The sequence below is a fragment of the Stutzerimonas nosocomialis genome (assembly GCF_005876855.1).
In the GTDB taxonomy this organism is placed as follows: domain Bacteria; phylum Pseudomonadota; class Gammaproteobacteria; order Pseudomonadales; family Pseudomonadaceae; genus Stutzerimonas; species Stutzerimonas nosocomialis.
The window spans coordinates 121755-140185 of sequence record NZ_QLAE01000009.1; the positions used below are offsets into that span (position 1 = coordinate 121755).

General features: G+C 68.1%; 18 protein-coding genes. 8 read left to right on the plus strand and 10 right to left on the minus strand.

Features of this window, described 5'->3' with window-relative positions; all coding sequences use genetic code 11:
• Positions 1-95: 95 nt before the first annotated feature.
• The 5 genes from DN824_RS08025 to DN824_RS08045 are packed head-to-tail and all read left to right on the plus strand — an operon-like array spanning position 96 to position 4677.
• The gene (locus tag DN824_RS08025) at positions 96-1304 is read left to right on the plus strand and encodes an ABC transporter substrate-binding protein (protein WP_138407827.1); all 1209 of its coding nucleotides are present in this window, start codon (positions 96-98) and stop codon (positions 1302-1304) included.
• Positions 1301-2113 (plus strand): ABC transporter ATP-binding protein, encoded by an 813-nt coding sequence (locus tag DN824_RS08030; protein WP_138407828.1) that lies wholly within the window; start codon positions 1301-1303, stop codon positions 2111-2113. Before DN824_RS08025 ends, DN824_RS08030 begins: the two co-directional genes overlap by 4 nt.
• Complete coding sequence (locus DN824_RS08035; protein WP_138407829.1) at positions 2106-2816, plus strand: ABC transporter ATP-binding protein; 711 nt, start codon at positions 2106-2108, stop codon at positions 2814-2816. Before DN824_RS08030 ends, DN824_RS08035 begins: the two co-directional genes overlap by 8 nt.
• Complete coding sequence (locus tag DN824_RS08040; RefSeq protein WP_138407830.1) at positions 2816-3703, plus strand: branched-chain amino acid ABC transporter permease; 888 nt, start codon at positions 2816-2818, stop codon at positions 3701-3703. The genes DN824_RS08035 and DN824_RS08040 overlap by 1 nt, the downstream gene beginning before the upstream one ends.
• A gap of 11 nt (positions 3704-3714) precedes the next feature.
• Positions 3715-4677: a branched-chain amino acid ABC transporter permease gene (locus DN824_RS08045; RefSeq protein ID WP_414718401.1), complete on the plus strand. Its 963-nt coding sequence runs from the start codon at positions 3715-3717 to the stop codon at positions 4675-4677.
• Between the two features lie 19 nt (positions 4678-4696).
• On the opposite strand, the gene DN824_RS08050 is transcribed toward DN824_RS08045, so the two are convergent.
• Together DN824_RS08050 and DN824_RS08055 are read right to left on the minus strand one after the other, a co-directional pair.
• Positions 4697-5704, minus strand: coding sequence for a zinc-dependent alcohol dehydrogenase family protein (locus tag DN824_RS08050; RefSeq protein WP_138407832.1), 1008 nt, complete (start codon positions 5702-5704; stop codon positions 4697-4699).
• 28 nt (positions 5705-5732) lie between these two features.
• Complete coding sequence (locus tag DN824_RS08055; RefSeq protein WP_241666672.1) at positions 5733-6668, minus strand: DMT family transporter; 936 nt, start codon at positions 6666-6668, stop codon at positions 5733-5735.
• An 89-nt stretch (positions 6669-6757) separates the two neighbouring features.
• Here DN824_RS08055 and DN824_RS08060 point away from each other — a divergent pair, with 89 nt between their 5' ends.
• Positions 6758-7672: a LysR family transcriptional regulator gene (locus tag DN824_RS08060; protein ID WP_138407833.1), complete on the plus strand. Its 915-nt coding sequence runs from the start codon at positions 6758-6760 to the stop codon at positions 7670-7672.
• 1 nt (position 7673) lies between these two features.
• Here the strand turns inward: DN824_RS08060 and DN824_RS08065 are convergent, their stop codons facing one another.
• The 3 genes from DN824_RS08065 to DN824_RS08075 all read right to left on the minus strand — a co-directional run bounded on the left by DN824_RS08065 (position 7674) and on the right by DN824_RS08075 (position 10150).
• Positions 7674-8468: a thymidylate synthase gene (locus DN824_RS08065; protein WP_138407834.1), complete on the minus strand. Its 795-nt coding sequence runs from the start codon at positions 8466-8468 to the stop codon at positions 7674-7676.
• Positions 8469-8550: 82 nt separating this feature from the next.
• Complete coding sequence (gene lgt / locus DN824_RS08070; RefSeq protein WP_138407835.1) at positions 8551-9357, minus strand: prolipoprotein diacylglyceryl transferase; 807 nt, start codon at positions 9355-9357, stop codon at positions 8551-8553.
• A gap of 10 nt (positions 9358-9367) precedes the next feature.
• The gene (locus DN824_RS08075) at positions 9368-10150 is read right to left on the minus strand and encodes a sulfite exporter TauE/SafE family protein (protein ID WP_138407836.1); all 783 of its coding nucleotides are present in this window, start codon (positions 10148-10150) and stop codon (positions 9368-9370) included.
• 140 nt (positions 10151-10290) lie between these two features.
• Between DN824_RS08075 and DN824_RS08080 the strand changes: the two genes are divergently transcribed.
• The gene (locus tag DN824_RS08080; protein WP_138407837.1) at positions 10291-11091 is read left to right on the plus strand and encodes an NRDE family protein; all 801 of its coding nucleotides are present in this window, start codon (positions 10291-10293) and stop codon (positions 11089-11091) included.
• Here the strand turns inward: DN824_RS08080 and ptsP are convergent.
• Both ptsP and DN824_RS08090 read right to left on the minus strand, forming a co-directional pair.
• Positions 11063-13342 carry a phosphoenolpyruvate--protein phosphotransferase gene (ptsP, locus tag DN824_RS08085; protein ID WP_138407838.1) on the minus strand — a complete coding sequence of 760 codons (2280 nt, stop codon included), beginning with the start codon at positions 13340-13342 and terminating at the stop codon, positions 11063-11065. The genes DN824_RS08080 and ptsP overlap by 29 nt on opposite strands.
• A gap of 19 nt (positions 13343-13361) precedes the next feature.
• On the minus strand, positions 13362-13841 hold the full coding sequence (locus DN824_RS08090; protein WP_174236484.1) for an RNA pyrophosphohydrolase: 480 nt from the start codon (positions 13839-13841) through the stop codon (positions 13362-13364).
• A 217-nt stretch (positions 13842-14058) separates the two neighbouring features.
• On the opposite strand from DN824_RS08090, the gene DN824_RS08095 reads away from it, so the two are divergent.
• Positions 14059-14715 carry a histidinol-phosphatase gene (locus tag DN824_RS08095; RefSeq protein ID WP_138407840.1) on the plus strand — a complete coding sequence of 219 codons (657 nt, stop codon included), beginning with the start codon at positions 14059-14061 and terminating at the stop codon, positions 14713-14715.
• 4 nt (positions 14716-14719) lie between these two features.
• Here the strand turns inward: DN824_RS08095 and DN824_RS08100 are convergent, their stop codons facing one another.
• From DN824_RS08100 to ilvA, 3 genes are all read right to left on the minus strand, one after another.
• Positions 14720-15490, minus strand: a complete 771-nt coding sequence (locus DN824_RS08100; protein ID WP_138407841.1) for an endonuclease — start codon at positions 15488-15490, stop codon at positions 14720-14722.
• 67 nt (positions 15491-15557) lie between these two features.
• Complete coding sequence (locus DN824_RS08105; RefSeq protein ID WP_138407842.1) at positions 15558-16760, minus strand: MFS transporter; 1203 nt, start codon at positions 16758-16760, stop codon at positions 15558-15560.
• An 82-nt stretch (positions 16761-16842) separates the two neighbouring features.
• Entirely contained in the window at positions 16843-18357 is a 1515-nt protein-coding gene (gene ilvA, locus DN824_RS08110; RefSeq protein ID WP_138407843.1) for a threonine ammonia-lyase, biosynthetic, read from the minus strand.
• Between the last annotated feature and the right edge of the window lie 74 nt (positions 18358-18431).

Below are 18431 nucleotides of genomic sequence, written 5' to 3' on the forward strand. Positions count from 1 at the left end.
GCGCGCAGGCCACGTTCATCCGAAACATCCCGCGGCAACCCCACGAACCGGGCTGCCGCGCCCTCTGTGTGTGCGGTTCATCTAAGGAGACACCCATGAAGCTTCTGGCAATCGCAACGGCAAGCGTGATCGCGGCAACCGGCGTCAGCGCCCAGGCCGCCGAGATTTCCGACGGCAAGGTGAAGATCGGCATCCTCAACGACCAGTCCGGGGTCTACGCCGACTTCGGCGGCAAGTGGTCGGTCGAGGCGGCGCGAATGGCCGCCGAGGACTTCGGCGGTTCGGTGCAGGGCGCGCCGATCGAGATCGTCACCGCCGACCATCAGAACAAGCCCGACATCGCCTCCAACATCGCCCGCCAGTGGTACGACCGCGAGCAGGTCGACGCCATCATGGAGCTGACCACCTCCTCGGTGGCCCTCGCCGTGCAGGGCATCTCCAGGGACAAGAAGAAGATCGACGTGGTGACCGGCGCCGCGACCGCCGAGCTGACCGGCAAGCAGTGCTCGCCCTACGGCTTCCACTGGGCCTACGACACCCATGCGCTGGCGGTCGGCACCGGCGGCGCGCTGGTGTCCCAGGGCGGCGACACCTGGTACTTCCTGACCGCCGACTACGCCTTCGGCTATTCGCTGGAGGAGCAGACCACCACCTTCGTCAACGCCAACGGCGGCAAGGTGCTGGGCTCGGTGCGCCATCCCCTGTCGAGCACCGACTACTCGTCCTTCCTGCTCCAGGCGCAGTCGTCCGGCGCCAAGGTCATCGGCCTCGCCAACGCCGGGCTGGACACCGCCAACGCGATCAAGCAGGCCGCCGAGTTCGGCATCGTCGCCGGCGGCCAGCGCCTGGCGGCGCTGCTGTTCACCCTTGCCGAGGTCCACGGGCTGGGCCTGGAAGCGGCGCAGGGGCTGACCCTCACCGAGAGCTTCTACTGGGACCGCGACGAGCAGTCGCGCGAGTTCTCCCAGCGCTTCTTCAAGCGCACCGGCCGGATGCCGAACATGGTCCATGCCGGCACCTACTCGGGCGTGCTGCAGTACCTCAAGGCCATCGACAAGGCCGGAACCGACGCCACCGAAGCGGTCGCCGCGGCGATGCACGAGATGCCGGTCGAGGACGTCTTCGCCCGCAACGGTCGCGTCGGCGCCAATGGCCGGCTGATCAGCGACGTCTACCTGATGGAGGTGAAGACGCCCGAGGAAAGCAAGCAGCCCTGGGACTACTACAAGGTGCTCGCCACCGTGCCGGGCGACCAGGCCTACATCAAGCCGGCCGACAGCGGTTGCCCGCTGGTCACGCCATGAGCCTGGCCAGCGTGAGCGACGCGGCGGTGCTGCCGCGGGACACCGCCTCGCCGCAGCCCTCCCGGGTGGTCCTCTCGGCGCGCGGTCTGCGCCGGGAGTTCGGCGGATTCGTCGCGGTGAACAACGTCGACATCGACGTCGAGCACGCGCGCGTCCACGCCCTGATCGGCCCCAACGGCGCCGGCAAGACGACGGTGTTCAACCTGCTGACCAAGTTCCTCCAGCCCACCAGCGGCAGCATCCGCCTGCTCGATCAGGACATCACCCGCAGCGACCCGGCGAAGGTCGCGCGGATGGGGCTGGTGCGCTCGTTCCAGATCTCGGCGGTGTTTCCGCACCTCTCGGTGCTGGACAACGTACGCGTCGCCCTGCAGCGCCAGAACGGGCTGGCCACGCAGTTCTGGCTGCCGCTGCGGGCGCTGGACCGGCTGAACGAGCGGGCCCTGCAGCTGCTCGAGTCGGTCGGCCTGCAGGAGGCGCGTCACCGCGCGGCGGCCGACCTCTCCTACGGCCGCAAGCGGGTGCTGGAGATCGCCACCACCCTGGCGCTGGAACCCAAGGTGCTGCTGCTCGACGAGCCGATGGCGGGGATGGGCCACGAGGACGTGCACACGGTCTCGGCGATCATCCGCGAGGTGGCGCGCGAGCGGGCGGTGCTGATGGTGGAGCACAACCTGAAGGTGGTCGCCGAACTGTGCGACCGGGTGACGGTGCTGCAACGCGGCGAAATCCTCACGTCCGGCGACTACCGCACGGTCAGCCAGGACGAGCGCGTCCGCACCGCCTACATGGGGACCGAAGATGACTGAGACCAGCCCGCTGCTCAAGGTCCGCGCGCTCAACGCCTGGTACGGCGAAGGACATGCCCTGCAGGGCATCGATCTGGACGTGCGGGCCGGCGAGACCGTGACCCTGCTCGGCCGCAACGGCGTGGGCAAGACCACCGCCCTGCGCACCATCATGGGCATCATCCGCAGCCGCACCGGCAGCATCGAGTTCGACGGCCGGGACATGATGCGCGTGCCGCTGCACCGCACCGCCCACGCCGGCATCGGCTACGTGCCCGAGGAGCGCGGCATCTTCGCCACCCTCACGGTGGACGAGAACCTCAACCTGCCACCGGTGGTCGCCCCCGGCGGCATGTCGCTGGAGGAGATCTACACGCTGTTCCCCAACCTCAAGGAGCGGCGCAACAGTGCGGGCACCAAGCTCTCCGGCGGCGAACAGCAGATGCTCGCCATCGCCCGCATCCTGCGCACGGGGGCCCGGCTGCTCCTGCTCGACGAACCCACCGAGGGCCTGGCGCCGGTGATCGTCCAGCGCATCGGCGAGGTGCTGGTCACGCTCAAGCAGCGCGGCATGACCATCCTCCTGGTGGAGCAGAACTTCCGTTTCGCCAGCAAGGTGGCCGACCGCTTCTACGTCGTCGACCACGGCCAGGTGATCGACCACTTCGCCGTCGAGCAATTGCCCGACCGCATGTCCATGCTCAACGAAGCCCTGGGGGTCTGATGACGACAATCTTCGGCGTACCGCTGCAGGCGTTTCTTGGACAGCTGCTGATCGGCCTGATCAACGGCTCCTTCTACGCCATGCTCAGCCTGGGCCTGGCGATCATTTTCGGCCTGCTCAAGGTGATCAACTTCGCCCACGGGGCGCAGTACATGCTCGGCGCCTTCGCCGGCTACCTGCTGCTGACCTGGCTGGGCATCGGCTACTGGCCGGCGCTGCTGCTGGCGCCCTTGCTGGTGGGGCTCGCCAGCGCGGCGATCGAGCGTTTCGCGCTGTCGCGGCTGTACAACCTCGACCACCTCTACGGGCTGCTCTTCACCTTCGGCCTCGCGCTCGCCCTGGAAGGCACCCTGCGCTACTTCTATGGCTCCTCCGGACAGCCCTATGCCGTCCCCAAGGAACTCGCCGGCGGCTACAACCTGGGCTTCATGTTCCTGCCCAAGTACCGCGCCTGGGTCGTGCTGGCCTCGCTGGTGATCTGCCTGGGCACCTGGCTGCTGATCGAGAAGACCCGCCTGGGCGCCACCCTGCGCGCGGCGACGGAAAACCCCACGCTGGTGCGCGCCTTCGGCATCAACGTGCCGCTGCTGCTGACCTTCACCTACGGGCTGGGCGCCGGGCTGGCGGGCCTCGCCGGGATTCTGGCCGCACCGATCTACCAGGTCAGCCCGCTGATGGGCTCGAACCTGATCATCGTGGTGTTCGCCGTGGTGGTGGTCGGCGGCATGGGCTCTATCCTCGGCGCGATCATCACCGGCTACCTGCTGGGCATTCTCGAGGGGCTGACCAAGGTGTTCTATCCGGAAGCCTCGAACATCGTGATCTTCGTGATCATGGCCATCGTACTGCTGGTCAGGCCTGCGGGCCTCATGGGGAGGGACGCCTGATGGATACCGTCATGACCGCTCCACGGCGTCGCCTGCGCGCGGAAACGGTGCTGATCGCCCTGGGCATCGTCGCCCTGGTGCTCGCACCGCTGTATTTCTACCCGGTGTTCCTGATGAAGGTGCTGTGCTTCGCGCTCTTCGCCTGCGCCTTCAACCTGCTGCTGGGCTACACCGGCATCCTCTCCTTCGGCCACGCGGCGTTCTTCGGCGGCGCGGCCTACTTCACCGCCCATGCGGTCAAGGAATGGGGGCTCTCGCCGGAGCTGGGGATTCTGGTGGGCGTCGCGGGCGCGGCGCTGCTGGGGCTGGTGATCGGCTTCCTGGCGATACGCAGGCAGGGCATCTATTCGACGATGATCACCCTGGCGCTGGCGCAGATGTTTTTCTTCTTCTGCCTGCAGGCGCCGTTCACCCATGGCGAGGATGGCATCCAGGGCGTGCCCCGGGGCCATCTGCTGGGGCTGATTGACCTGAACGAGCCGCTGAACATGTACTTCTTCGTGCTCGCGGTGTTCCTGCTCGGCCTGCTGCTGATCTGGCGCATCATCAATTCGCCCTACGGGATGATCCTCAAGTCGATCCGCGAGAACGAGAACCGCGCCATCTCCCTCGGCTATTCGGTGTATCGCTACAAGCTCGGCGCCTTCGTCATCTCCGCCGCCCTGGCCGGGCTTGCCGGCGGGCTGAAGGCGCTGGTTTTCCAGTTCGCGACACTGACCGACGTGAGCTGGCAGATGTCCGGCGAAGTGGTGCTGATGACGCTGCTCGGCGGCATCGGCACCCTGATCGGACCGGTGTTCGGCGCCGCCCTGGTGACCACCCTGGGCAACTACTTCGCGACCTCGGAGCTGCCGGTGACGCTGGTCACCGGCATCATCTTCATGCTCTGCGTGCTGGTGTTCCGGCGCGGCATCGTCGGCGAGTTCTACGCCTCGAAGCTGGGCCGCAAGCTCGAGCGCCGCGCGGGCGACTAGGTGTCGCCTGCGGCGCGGATCAGAACTCCAGGCAGATCTTGCCGAAGTGGGCGCCCTGCTCCTGGTGGCGGAACGCCTCGGCGATCTCCTCCAGGGCGAAGCGGCGGTCGATCACCGGCCTGAGCCCCATGGCATCGATGCCGCGGACGAAGTCCTGCTGCTCGCGGCGGCTGCCCACGATCAGGCCCTGCAGACGGGCCTGCCTGGCCATCAGCAGGGACGTGGGCACCTCGCCGCCGCGCCCGGTGAGCACGCCGATCAGCGAAATGTGTCCACCGATGCGCACCGCTTCGATCGACTGCGGCAGGGTGCCCGGCCCGCCCACCTCGACCACGTGGTCGACGCCGCGCCCGTCGGTCAGCGCCCGCACCCGCTTGCCCCATTCAGGCTCGGCCTTGTAGTTGATGCCGTGGTCGGCGCCCAGCTCGCGCAGGCGCTGGAGCTTTTCATCCGAAGACGAGGTGGCGATCACCCGCGCGCCCATCGCCTTGGCGATCTGCAGGGCGAACACCGAGACCCCGCCACTGCCCAGCACCAGCACCGTGTCGCCGGCCTTTAGCGCGCCATCGACCACCAGCGCCCGCCAGGCGGTGAGCCCTGCGGTGGTCAGCGTCGCCGCCTCGGCATGGCTGAAACCCTGAGGCGCACGGGTGAACCAGCTGGCCGGGCAGACCACCGCCTCGCGCGCATAGCCGTCGATGCCGTCGCCCGGAACCTGGCTGAAGTCCCCTACCGCCGGTGGCCCGTCCTGCCAGCGCGGGAAGAAGCACGACACCACCGAATCGCCGGTGGAAAATTCGCTCACGCCCTCGCCCACGGCTTCGATCACGCCGGCGCCGTCGGCCATCGGAATCCGACCGTCGGCGGCCGGCGACTTGCCGGAGACGACCAGGTAATCGTGGAAATTGAGCGAGCTGGCGTGTAGGCGAACACGAATCTCGCCAGGGCCGGGCTGACCCGGCTCGGGATGCTCGACCAGGCGCAGGCGGTCAAGACCGCCCGGCGCCTCGATGCTGATGGCTTTCATCGGCTTTCCTCCGTAAGGGTGGAAAGATTCAGACCGCGGCCCGGGCCCTGATGCTTTTCTTCTTCCGCCCGCCGGTGTCCTTTAGCCGCTCGCCAGGATGCGCGGGCGCGGCGGTGAGCCGCACCGCCCAGAGCGAAGCCAGCACCAGCAGCACGCCGCCGGCCCAGCCACTGGCGCCGAGCCGCTCGTCCAGCCACAGCGAGGCGAACAGGGCGCCGAACAGCGGCTCGGTGCCCATCAGCATCGACACCCGGGTCGGGCTGGAGGCGCGCAACGCGAAGTTCTGCACGAAGAACGCCAGCAAGGTGGCGAACAGCACCAGGTAAACCACCGCCAGCCAGAACACGCCACTGCTCGGCAACGCCGGCAGCCCGCCGGGCAGGACGAACGCGAGCGCCAGGCAGCCGACCGCCACCACCGCGCTCTGCACTGCCGTCAGCGCCAGCGCCGGAACCTCGCGGCCGGCGGTCAGGCGCTGGGTGAGGCAGACGAACCCCGCGCGCAGCAGCGCCGCGCCGAGCATCAGGCCATCGCCGAGCCCGAAGCGGATCGCCGCCCCGCCGGTCAGCAGCCAGACGCCGACCACCGCCAACGCGCAGGCGGCCAGCAACAGGGGCCGGGGACGACGGCCGAACAGCGCCCACTCGACGAAGGGCGTGAACAGCACGCAGAGGCTGATCAACAAGGCCGCGTTGCTCGCGCTGGTCAGCAACACCCCGTAGGTCTCGCACAGGAAGATCGCCAGCAGCAACAGCCCCAGCGGCAACCCCGGACGCAGCGCCGCTGCACCCGCACCACGCAGTGTCGGGGCCAGCAACAGGCAGGTCAGGCCGAAGCGCGCGGCGATGAAGCCGAGCACCGGATAGAACAGCAGCGCCTGCTTGGCCACCGCGTAGCTGCTGCCCCAGATCACCGCCACCAGCAGCAGCGCCAGTTCAGCGGCCTGCCGAGTCCCCATACGCATCATCGCGCCCTCGCACATGAACGGAACGCGATTGTTCCCCAGCCAGGCGGGCGCGATAATCCGACATTTCGGAACAGGATTTATTCCCCGTGAGCACAGATGAACTGGCCGCCCTGCTGCCGGGGTTGGCGGTCCTGGTGCAGGTGGTCGAGACGGGCAGCTTCTCGGCCGTCGCCCGCCAGCAGGGCAGCACCGCCTCGGCAGTGAGCCGGCAGATCGCCCGCCTCGAGCAGGCCCTGTCGCTGCGGCTGCTCGAACGCACCACGCGCAAGCTGCGCCTGACCGACGCGGGCGAGGAGGTCTACGGCCACGCGCTGGAACTGATGGCCGCCGCCCGCGCGGTGGCCGACGTCGGCGAGCGGCTGATGCAGAGCCCGCGCGGGCGGGTTCGGCTGAGCGTGCCGAAGGCGCTCGGGCGCTTCGTGATCAACCCGCTGCTGCCGCAATTCCTGCGCCGCTACCCGGACGTCGACCTGCAGGTGCAGCTCAGCGACCGCAGCCCGGATCTGATCGACGACCATTTCGACCTGGTGGTGAGGGTCGGCGACCAGCCCCCGGAAGGGCTGGCCGGCCGCCCGATCACCCAGGTACGCCAGCTGCTCTGCGCCAGCCCGGACTATCTCGACGCACACGGCGAGCCGCATCACCCGCAGGAGCTGTTGCGCCACAGCTGCCTGTTCCTCGCGGAAACGGCGGACGACCACCGCTGGCATTTCCGCCGCGGCGACGAGCAGGAGGTGGTGGCGGTGCGTGGCCGGTACGCCTGCAACCACAGCGAGGCGCGGATGCTGCTGGCTCGCGAGGGCCTGGGCATCACCTGCCTGCCGCACTTCACCGCGGCCGAGGCGTTGGCATGCGGCGAACTGCGCGAGGTGCTCCCCGAGTGGCGCTACACCGGCTCCTACCAGGGTGCGGCCTGGCTGCTGTGGCGGCCGAACCGGCAGTTGCCGCCGAGCCTGCGCGCGCTGATCGACTACCTGGCGCAGCAGCTCGACGGGCGCTGACTCAGACGGCGACCGGCGCCTTGATGTGCGGGTGGGCCTCGTAACCGACCAGTTCGAAGTCCTCGAAGCGGAAGGCGAACAGGTCCTTCACTGCCGGGTTGAGCTTCATGGCCGGCAGCGGCAGCGGCTCGCGGGTCAGTTGCAGGTCGGCCTGTTCCAGGTGGTTGGCGTACAGGTGGCAGTCGCCGCCGGTCCAGATGAAGTCGCCGGGCTGCAGGTCGCAGACCTGGGCGAGCATCAGGGTCAGCAGCGCGTAGCTGGCGATGTTGAAGGGCACGCCCAGGAAGATGTCCGCCGAGCGCTGGTACAGCTGGCAGGACAGCTTGCCGTCGGCCACGTAGAACTGGAACAGCGCGTGGCACGGCGGCAGGGCCATCTCGTCCACCAGGGCCGGGTTCCACGCCGAGACGATCAGGCGGCGCGAGTCCGGGTTCTTCCTGATCATCTCGACGAGCTTGGCGATCTGGTCGATGGACTCGCCATTGGGCGCCGGCCAGTTGCGCCACTGGTACCCGTAGACCGGCCCCAGGTCGCCGTTCTCATCGGCCCACTCGTCCCAGATCCGCACGCCGTGCTCCTTGAGGTAGGCAATGTTGGTCGAGCCCTGCAGGAACCACAACAGCTCGTGGATGATGGACTTGAGGTGGCATTTCTTGGTGGTGACCAGCGGGAAGCCTTCGCCGAGGTCGAAGCGCATCTGGTAGCCGAACACGCTGTAGGTGCCGGTGCCGGTGCGGTCGCTCTTGAAGGTGCCGTGCTCGCGCACGTGGCGCATCAGGTCGAGGTACTGTTTCATCGAGGGCACTCGGGAAAAGGGGCTGGGCGAATAGTAAGGCGCCCGGCCCCGGTTGTCGCGCGCAGGGGCCGGGCGGCGCGGCTCAGGCGATGGCCTTGGGTGCGTTGTGGCGGTAGCCCCAGAGCATCATCCCGGCGCCGAGCAGAATCATCGGCACGCAGAGTACCTGGCCCATGGTCAGCCAGCCGAAGGCGAGGTAGCCGAGCTGGGCATCCGGGACGCGGACGAACTCGACGATGAAGCGAAAGATGCCGTAGCAGATGGCGAACAGGCCGGAAACCGCCATGGTCGGTCGCGGCTTGCGCGAATAGATCCAGAGAATCACGAACAGGGCGACGCCTTCGAGGGCGAACTGATAGAGCTGCGAAGGGTGCCGCGGCAGCTGGGCCGGATCGCTGAAGCGCGGGAATACCATCGCCCAGGGCAGGTCCGTGGCCTTGCCCCAGAGTTCGGCGTTGATGAAGTTGCCGATCCGGCCGGCCCCCAGGCCGATCGGCACCAGCGGTGCGATGAAGTCCATCAGTTCGAAGAAGCGCTTGCCGTTGCGCCTGGCGAAGATCCAGGTACACAGCAGCACCCCGATCAGGCCGCCGTGGAACGACATGCCGCCCTTCCAGATCTGCAGGATCAGCGTCGGGTCGTTGAGGTAGGCGGCCAGATCGTAGAACAGCACGTAGCCCAGGCGCCCGCCGGCGATCACCCCCAGCGCCACCCAGAACACCAGGTCGGAGAGTTTCTCCTTGCTCCAGGTCGGATCGAACGCCGCCAGCCGGCGCGAGGCCAGCCACCAGGCACCGCCGATACCGATCAGGTACATCAGGCCGTACCAGTGAATCTGCAACGGGCCGAGGGATACGGCAACCGGGTCGATATTGGGATAAGGCAGCATCCCGCTCTCCTCAGATCAAGAAATTGATGCCCACGCCAAGCAGCAGCAGGGCGAACAGACGCTTGAGCACCCGCGACGACAGGCGATGGGCCAGGTTGGCGCCGATACGGGCGAAAAACATGCTGGTACAGGCGATGCCGACCACGGCCGGCAGGTAGACGAAGCCCAGGCTCCAGGACGGCAACCGCGGGTCTTGCCAGCCTACTACCATGAAACTCAAGGCACCGGCGATCGCGATCGGCAGGCCTGTGGCCGCGGAGGTCGCCACGGCCTGCTGCATCGGCACGCTGCGCCAGGACAGGAACGGCACGGTCAGCGAGCCGCCACCGATGCCGAAGATCGCCGACGCCCAGCCGATCACCACGCCCGCGGCGCTCAGGGCCGGCCGGCCCGGTACGTCCCGCGTGCCGCGCGGTTTGAAGTCGAGCCCCATCTGGATGGCCATGGCGATGGCGAACACACCGATGATCTTCTGCAGCATCGGGCCCTGGATGGCCGCCGCGGTGAGGCTGCCGAGCGCGGCGCCGACCACGATGCCCAGGCTCATCCAGAGCACCAGCGGCCACCGCACCGCGCCCTTGCGGTGGTGCGCGAGGATCGAGTTGATCGAGGTGAAGACGATGGTGGCCAGTGAGGTGCCGACCGCCAGGTGGGTGAGCACTGCGGGGGCGAAGCCGTGGGCGCTGAAACTGAAAACCAGAACAGGGACGATGATGAGCCCGCCACCGACGCCGAACAGCCCGGCCAGTACGCCGGCGAAGCCCCCCAGCACCAGGTAAAGCACGAACTCCATGGAGCGCCCCCAAAAAGCAAAGCGGCATGTTAGCGGAAACCGGCGTCCGGGGCTGCTGCCGATCGCTTCGCCAGCCGCTGGGCTGGCGCGTGCCGCCGGTTTTCGTCTAGCCTCGGGCTTTCCCTCCGATGGCCGTGCCCATGTGCCTGATCGTTTTCGCCTGGCGCCCTGACCACCCGCTGCCACTGGTGGTCGCGGGCAATCGCGACGAGTTCCGTGCCCGCCCGACGCAGCCGCTGGCGGTCTGGGACGACGCCCCTCAGGTCGTCGCCGGGCGGGACCTGCGGGCCGGCGGCACCTGGATGGGCGTCGCGCCGGGCGGCCGCTTCGCCGCACTGACCAACATCCGCGGATCGGGCCGGCAAAGCGGCCCGCTGTCGCGGGGCGACCTGCCCGAGCGCTTCCTGCGGGGCGACCAGGCTCCGCTGGCCTATCTGCAGGAAGTCGCCAGCCAGCGGGAGCAGTACGCCGGCTTCAACCTGCTGGTCGGCGATGCCGGGACGCTGTGCTACCTCAATGCCCAGGAAGGCATCCCGCGAGCGCTGCTGCCCGGGGTGTACGGGCTTTCCAATGCCGCGCTGGACACCCCCTGGCCGAAGCTGCTGAACGCCCGCGAGGCGCTGCACAGGTGTCTGGCCGAACCGCGCCTCGAACACCTGCTGGAGCTGCTGGCGGACTCGCGCAAGATCGCCGATGCGCAATTGCCGCAGACCGGCGTCGGCCTGGAGATGGAGCGGCTGCTGTCGAGCGTGTTCATCGACAGCCCCGACTACGGCACCCGCACCAGCACGGCGCTGATTCGCCATGGCGCGGATCGCTTCGAGATCATCGAACGCAGCTTCGCCAGTGGCGGCAGGGTCACCGGTGAGGTCGGCTTCGACAGCGCATGGGGGTCGGAGGCAACGGCCCTGTCTAGCTCTGGATCACCACGGACGGCTTGACCAGCCGGCTCAGGCCCAGGCTGCGCAGCGCCAGCTGCAGGGTGCTGTAGATGACCTGAGGGTTGTCGATGCACATGACCTTGGCCAGCAGGGCATGGGCCGTGGGCATGTCGACCTGGCGCAGCAGCCACTTCACCTTCGGCAGGTTAGTGGCGTTCATCGACAGGCTGTCGAACCCCATCGCCATCAGCAGCACGGCCGCCGCCGGGTCGCCGGCCATCTCGCCACAAATGCTCACCGGCTTGCCTTCGGCATGGGCGCCGTCGACCACCAGCTTGAGCGCCTGCAGCACCGCCGGATGCAGGAAGTCGTAGAGGTCGGCGACCCGCGGGTTGTTGCGATCGACCGCCAGCAGGTACTGGGTCAGGTCGTTGGAGCCCACCGAGATGAAATCCACCTGCTGCGCCAGCTCGCGGATCTGGTAGACCGCCGCCGGCACCTCGATCATCACGCCGATCGGCGGCAACGGCACGTCGGTGCCCTCGTCGCGTACCTCGCCCCAGGCCCGGTGGATCAGGTGCAGCGCCTCTTCCAGTTCGTGGGTGCCGGAAATCATCGGCAGCAGGATGCGCAGGTTGTTCAGCCCTTCGCTGGCCTTGAGCATGGCGCGGGTCTGCACCAGGAAGATTTCCGGATGATCGAGCGTGACCCGGATGCCCCGCCAGCCGAGGAAGGGGTTCTGCTCGTTGATCGGGAAATAGGACAGGCACTTGTCGCCACCGATGTCCAGGCTGCGCATGGTCACTGGCAGCGGGTGGAAGGCAGCGAGCTGCTCGCGGTAGATCGCCAGCTGTTCCTTCTCGCTGGGGAAGCGCTCCTTGATCATGAAGGGCACTTCGGTGCGGTACAGCCCGACACCCTCGGCGCCGCGCTCCTGGGCCCGCACCACGTCGGCCATCAGCCCGGTGTTGACCCACAGCGGCATGCGGTGGCCGTCCGGCGTCTCGCACGGCAGGGTCCGCAGCACGTCGAGCCCTTCGGAGATCTGCCGCTCCTGCTCCACCACCGCGGCGTACTGGTCGCGCAGGACCGCGCCGGGATTGGTGATGATCTCGCCCCGGTAGCCGTCGACGATCAGGTTGATGCCGTCGACCTTCGAATACGGCAGGTCGACCACGCCCATGACGGTCGGCACGCCCATCGCCCGGGCCAGGATGGCGACGTGGGAGTTGCTCGAGCCGAGTACCGAGACCAGGCCGACGAGCTTGCCCTCGGGCACCTCGCCGAGCATGGTCGGCGACAGCTCCTCGCTGACCAGGATGGTCTTGTCCGGGTAGGTGAGGCTCTGCTGGCGCTCCTGCTGCAGGTAGGCGAGCAGGCGGCGGCCGATGTCCTTGACGTCGGCGGCGCGCTCGCGCAGGTAGGCGTCGTCCATCAGCTCGAAGCGCTTGACGTGATCGGTCACCACCTGGCGCAGCGCGCCCTGGGCCCACTGGCCGGTGCGTATCACCTTGCTCACTTCGCCGCCCAGGGCGGAATCGTCGAGCATCATCAGGTAGACGTCGAACAGCGCGCGCTCTTCCTTGCGCATCTGCGTGGCGAGCTTGTCGGAAAGGATGCGCATGTCGGCGCGCACCGCCTCGAGGGCGGTATTGAACAGGGCGAGCTCGGCCTCGATGTCGCTGACCGTCTTGTCCGGCACCACTTCCAGATCCGCGGGCGGCAGCACCACCACGGCGGTGCCCACGGCGGCCCCTGGCGCACCCGGCACGCCGACGAAGCGCGCTTCCTGGATGCCCTTGCCCTGGCGGCCCAGGCCGCGGATCGAACCGGTCGCCTCGGCATGGGCGATGACCCCGGCGAGCTGCGCGCTCATGGTCACCAGGAAGGCTTCCTCGCCTTCGTCGAACTGACGGCGCTCCTTCTGCTGGATGACCAGTACGCCCATCACGCGGCGGTGGTGGATGATCGGCGCGCCGAGGAAGGAGGCGTAGCGCTCCTCGCCGGTCTCGGAGAAATAGCGGTAGCGGGGATGTTCGGAGGCATGCTCGAGGTTGAGCGGCTCCTCGCGCGAGCCCACCAGGCCGACCAGGCCTTCGTTGGGCGCCATGCTGACCTTGCCGATGGCCTTCTTGTTCAGGCCCTCGGTCGCCATCAGCACGAAACGGTTGGTTTCCGGATCCAGCAGGTAGACCGAGCAGACCTGGCTGCCCATGGCCTCCTTGACCCTCAGCACGATGATGCCCAACGCCGCCTTGAGGTCCTTGGCGGCGTTAACTTCCTGGACGATCTTGCGCAGCGTGCCGAGCATGCTCAGGGCGATTCTCCCGTCAGTCCCGAGCCAGCAGGCGCGGAGCGAGTTCTTTTAAGGCGCGCCGATAGACCTCGCGCTTGAAGGTGACTACCTGGCCCAGCGGGTACCAGTAGCTGACCCAGCGCCAACCATCGAACTCGGGCTTTCCGGTGACGTCCATGCGCACGCGCTGCTCGTCGGAGAGCAGCCGCAGCAGGAACCACTTCTGTTTCTGGCCGATGCACAGGGGCTGGCTGTGGGTGCGCACCAGCCGCTGCGGCAGACGATAACGCAACCAGCCGCGGGTGCAGGCGAGTATTTTCACATCCTGCCGCTCCAGCCCGACTTCCTCGTTGAGCTCGCGGTACAACGCCTCTTCGGGCGTCTCGCGGTCGTTGATGCCACCCTGGGGGAACTGCCAGGCGTCCTGGTTGATCCTCCGCGCCCACAACACCTGACCGACATCATTGGTCAGGATGATGCCGACATTGGGGCGAAAACCATCGGAATCGATCACCGCTGCAACCTCGGAAAAACGCATGTTCCGGCATTGTTCCACAAAAATGCGCGAAGTCGGAAGCACAGATATGGCCGCCCGGCCGAGCGTCTGACGGAGCGTGCCGACGCGCGCTCCGGAGCCTGGCGTCGACAGACGCGACGCAGCCGGTGGAGGAGTCTTCAGCCGCCCCGGCCGAGCCGTTATGCTTAGCCACTTTGCCCCCGAGGAATCCTCCGTGCGCCTGGCTCTTTTCGATCTCGACAACACCCTCCTGGCTGGGGACAGCGACCACGCCTGGGGCGAGTACCTGTGCAACAGCGGCCTGGTCGACGCCCAGGCCTACCGCGCGCGCAACGATGCCTTCTACCAGGACTACCTGGCGGGCACGCTGGACGTGCTGGCCTACCAGAACTTCTGCCAGGAACTGCTGGGACGCAGCGAGATGGCGCAGCTGGAACAATGGCACCAGGCGTTCATGCGCGAGTACGTCGAACCCATCGTCCTGGCCAAGGGCGAAGCGCTGCTGCGCAAGCACCACGACGCGGGCGACCAGGTGGTGATCATCACCGCCACCAACCGCTTCATCACCGGGCCGATCGCCGCGCGCCTGGGCGTCGACACCCTGCTGGCCACCGAATGCGAGATGGCCGACGGGCGCTACACCGGCCGTTCGACCGACGTGCCCTGCTTCCAGGAGGGCAAGGTCACGCGCCTGGAGCGCTGGCTGCGCGAGACCGGCCACAGCCTGGACGGCAGCTACTTCTATAGCGATTCGCGCAACGACCTGCCGCTGCTCGAGCGGGTCAGCCATCCGGTGGCGGTCGATCCGGACCCGGTGCTCAGGGAAATCGCCCAGTCGCGCGGCTGGGAAATCCTGACCCTGCGCGACTGACGGCTCAGCGCAGCTGGCGCAACGCGTCGAGCAGCAGCTCGCGCAGCCGATCGACGACATTGGCGCCAGCGCAGCGGGACGGATCGTAGGGGCCGACGTAGGGATTCTCGCGCCCCATCACGCAGCTCACCTCCTGGTTGCGCCAGCGTTCCCAGTCGCTCACCGGATACAGGCGGTTCCAGGCTTCGTAGGTGCGCCGGTCACGCGAGGACAGCCGCAGATCGTACTGGTCGGCCATGTACAGGTAGATGCGCGCCGCCGGCCCGCGCGCCTGCTCGGGCGGCATGGCGACCTTCTCGCCGAACGACACCACCATCGGGCAGGCGCCGTACTGGCTGGGTTTGGCGTCAATCATGCCCAGGGCGAAGTTGGAGCGGTCGCCGTTCACCTCGCCGATGCTCGGCACCAGGTTGTGCAGGTCGGCCTCGGCGGCGCTGAACACCGGGTCGCCCGCCGCGCAGCTCTTGCGGCCGCCCTCCTTCCAGCACTGGCGCTGTCGGCCGATCACCCAGGCGGGCACCACGTGCTCCCATTCGAGCTGCTGCGCGCGCACCGGCTGCTTGCGCGGGGTGTAGCCGCAGCTGGCCAGGTCCACCGTGCTGCCGCTGTAGCGGCAACCGCAGTAGAAGGTGACGGGCTGCTCGTCATAGATCGACCGGGCGATCTGCTTGGCCTCGTTGAAGGTGCGCGGCGGCTCCGGCTTCTCTGCGATGAACAGGACGGTGAGAACCGAGAGGCCGAGGCCAATCAGCGTGGTAAGGGTCGCACGGCGCATGGGGGAGCCTTCCAAAAAAGTGGCGCATGATAGCGCCCGCTCCGCTTGCTGCAACCTCGGCGGCCGCTCAGCGCCTGCCGACCAGCCAGAGCCCCGCCAGCACGGCGAACAGCAGCGCGCCGCCGCCATACAGCCAGGCGAAACCCGCCGCATGCCCCACAAGCAGGAAGGCCATTGCCGGGCCCAGGGCGGCCCCCAGGTCCTGGCCGATGGAATAGCGCGTCATCATCCGCGAGACGTCGCCGCGCCGGGCGAGATCGGCGGCCAGCGCATCGTTGAGCGTGGTGAGCGCGGTGCAGAGGAGCATCGCCAGCAGGCACAGCGGCAGCCAGACCGGCAGCGGCAGGCCGACCCCCAGCGAGGCGAAGACCACCGCCATGGCGCCCAGGGAGCCGACCAGCAGCGGAACGCGCCCGCGTGGCCCGTCGCTCCAGGCGCCGAGCCGCGCGCCGAGCCAGGTTTCCCAGCTCCAGCGCGCGGCCTGCAGCAGGCCGGCCAGCGCCGCCGCGCTGAGCAGCAACCCGAGAAGGTCGATCTCACTGCCGTAGTAGTGCTCGATCAGCGCGCTCAGGGTCGCGGCCAGCACGCCCTGCACCAGCAGCGCGATGCAGAATCCGCCCAGCTGGATGCGCCGCCAGGCCAGCGCCGACACCTGTCCCGGCGCCAGCGGCGCGTGGGCCGAAACCGCCGCCGGGCGATCCGGCAGGCGGAAGTACATCAGCAACAGCGGCACGCCGAGCAGCGATACCGCGGCGAATGCCAGCGCCAGCGCCTGCAGTCCGTAAACCGGGACGAGCAGGCCGCCGATCAGCATCCCGGCCAGACTGCCCAGTCGATACAGGCCGTTATACAGGCCCATCGCCCGCCCGCGCTGGTGGTCCGCGGCGCAATGCACCACCGCCGACAGGCCGCCGATGCGAAAGAACGACCAGCCGATGCCCCAGAGCGCGCGCAGCAGCAGCCAGGCCAGGAAGCTGCTGGCCAATGCATAGCCGAACATGGAGACGATCCCGATGACCACCGCCAGCACAAGCCCGGTGCGCACCGAGAAATGCCGGTAGAACAACCCGACCAGCGGGTTGAACGGCAGGCGGATCAGCCGGTTGATCGACAGCAGCACGCCCACCTGCCACAGCGCATCGAGCCCGGCCTCGCGCCAGTAGAGCGGCAGGGCGATATAGAGCATCGAATCGCCGGTCAGGCACAGCGCCGTGGCCAGCGCCACGGTGACTATCGAGGATGAGCCGTCCGGCTGCGCGGCCCGGGCCATCAGCCGGCGCGCCCCCAGAGGCGAGCCGCACGGGATGTCGCGCCGGCGCCGACCCTCGCGGCGCCGTGGGGCAAGCCGGGCATCACCCCAGGAACAGCCGGTAGGCCGGGTTGTCGCTTTCGTCCCAGTAGGGGTAGCCGATGGCGTCCAGCGCGGCCGGCACCAGGTGGCGCTCGTCGTCCGGCACCTGCAGGGCGGCCACCACGCGGCCATCGGCCGCGCCATGGTTGCGGTAGTGGAACAGGGTAATGTTCCAGCGCCCGCCGAGCTTGTCGAGGAAGTTGAACAGCGCACCCGGCCGCTCGGGAAACTCGAAACGCAGCACCATCTCCTCGCTGACCCGCGCCGCATGGCCACCGACCATATGGCGGATGTGCAGCTTGGCCAGCTCGTTGTCGGTCAGGTCCTGCACCGGGAAGCCCTGGCTGCGCAGCTTTTCCACCAGCGCCACGCGCGGATCGTTTTCCGGGTGCGTCTGCACGCCGACGAAGATGTGCGCTTCCTTGTCGGTGTGGTAGCGGTAGTTGAATTCGGTGATCTGGCGCTTGCCGATGGCCTCGCAGAACGCCTTGAAGCTGCCCGGCTGCTCCGGAATGGTCACCGCGATGATCGCCTCGCGCCGCTCGCCCAGCTCGGCGCGCTCGGCCACATGGCGCAGGCGGTCGAAATTGACGTTGGCGCCCGAGTCGATGCCCACCAGCACCTGGCCGCTCACCCCGTCGCGCTCGACGTACTTCTTCATGCCGGCCACCGCCAGGGCTCCCGCCGGCTCGGTGATCGAGCGGGTGTCGTCGTAGATGTCCTTGATCGCCGCGCAGATTTCGTCGGTGCTGACGGTGATCACCTCGTCGACGTGATCCTTGCAGATGTCGAAGGTGTGCTGGCCGATCTGCGCCACCGCGACGCCATCGGCGAACAGCCCGACCTGCGGCAACACCACGCGCTCGCCGGCGGCCAGCGCCTGCTGCAGGCAGTTGGAGTCGTCCGGTTCGACGCCGATCACGCGGGTCTGCGGATAGAGGTATTTGACGTAGGCGGCGATCCCGGCGATCAGCCCGCCCCCGCCCACCGGGACGAACACCGCGTGCAGCGGGCCCTGGTGCTGGCGCAGGATCTCCATCGCCACGGTGCCCTGCCCGGCGATCACGTAGGGGTCGTCGTAGGGATGGATGTAGACGTAGCCCTTTTCCTCGACCAGCTTGAGCGAATAGGCCAGCGCCTCGGGGAAGGCATCGCCGTGCAGCACGACCTCGCCGCCGCGGGCCCGCACGCCCTGTACCTTCAGCTCCGGCGTGGTACGCGGCATGACGATGGTGGCCTTGATCCCCAGCTCCCTCGCGGCCAGTGCCAGGCCCTGGGCGTGGTTGCCCGCCGAGGCGGTGACCACGCCGCGGACGCGCTCCTCGGGCGCAAGCTGGGCAAGCCTGTTGTAGGCGCCGCGAATCTTGAAGGAAAACACCGGCTGCAGGTCTTCGCGCTTGAGCAGCACCTGGTTGCCAAGCCGCTCGGAAAGCTGGCGGGCCGGTTGCAGGGGCGTTTCCACCGCGACGTCGTAGACGCGCGAGGTGAGGATCATCTTGACGTAGTGTTCGAGCATCGGGGCTTTCTTGGCGGCGTTTCGAGGGTCATCGAGTCTACTCCAGCGGCCGAGGCCGCGACCACAGCGAATCG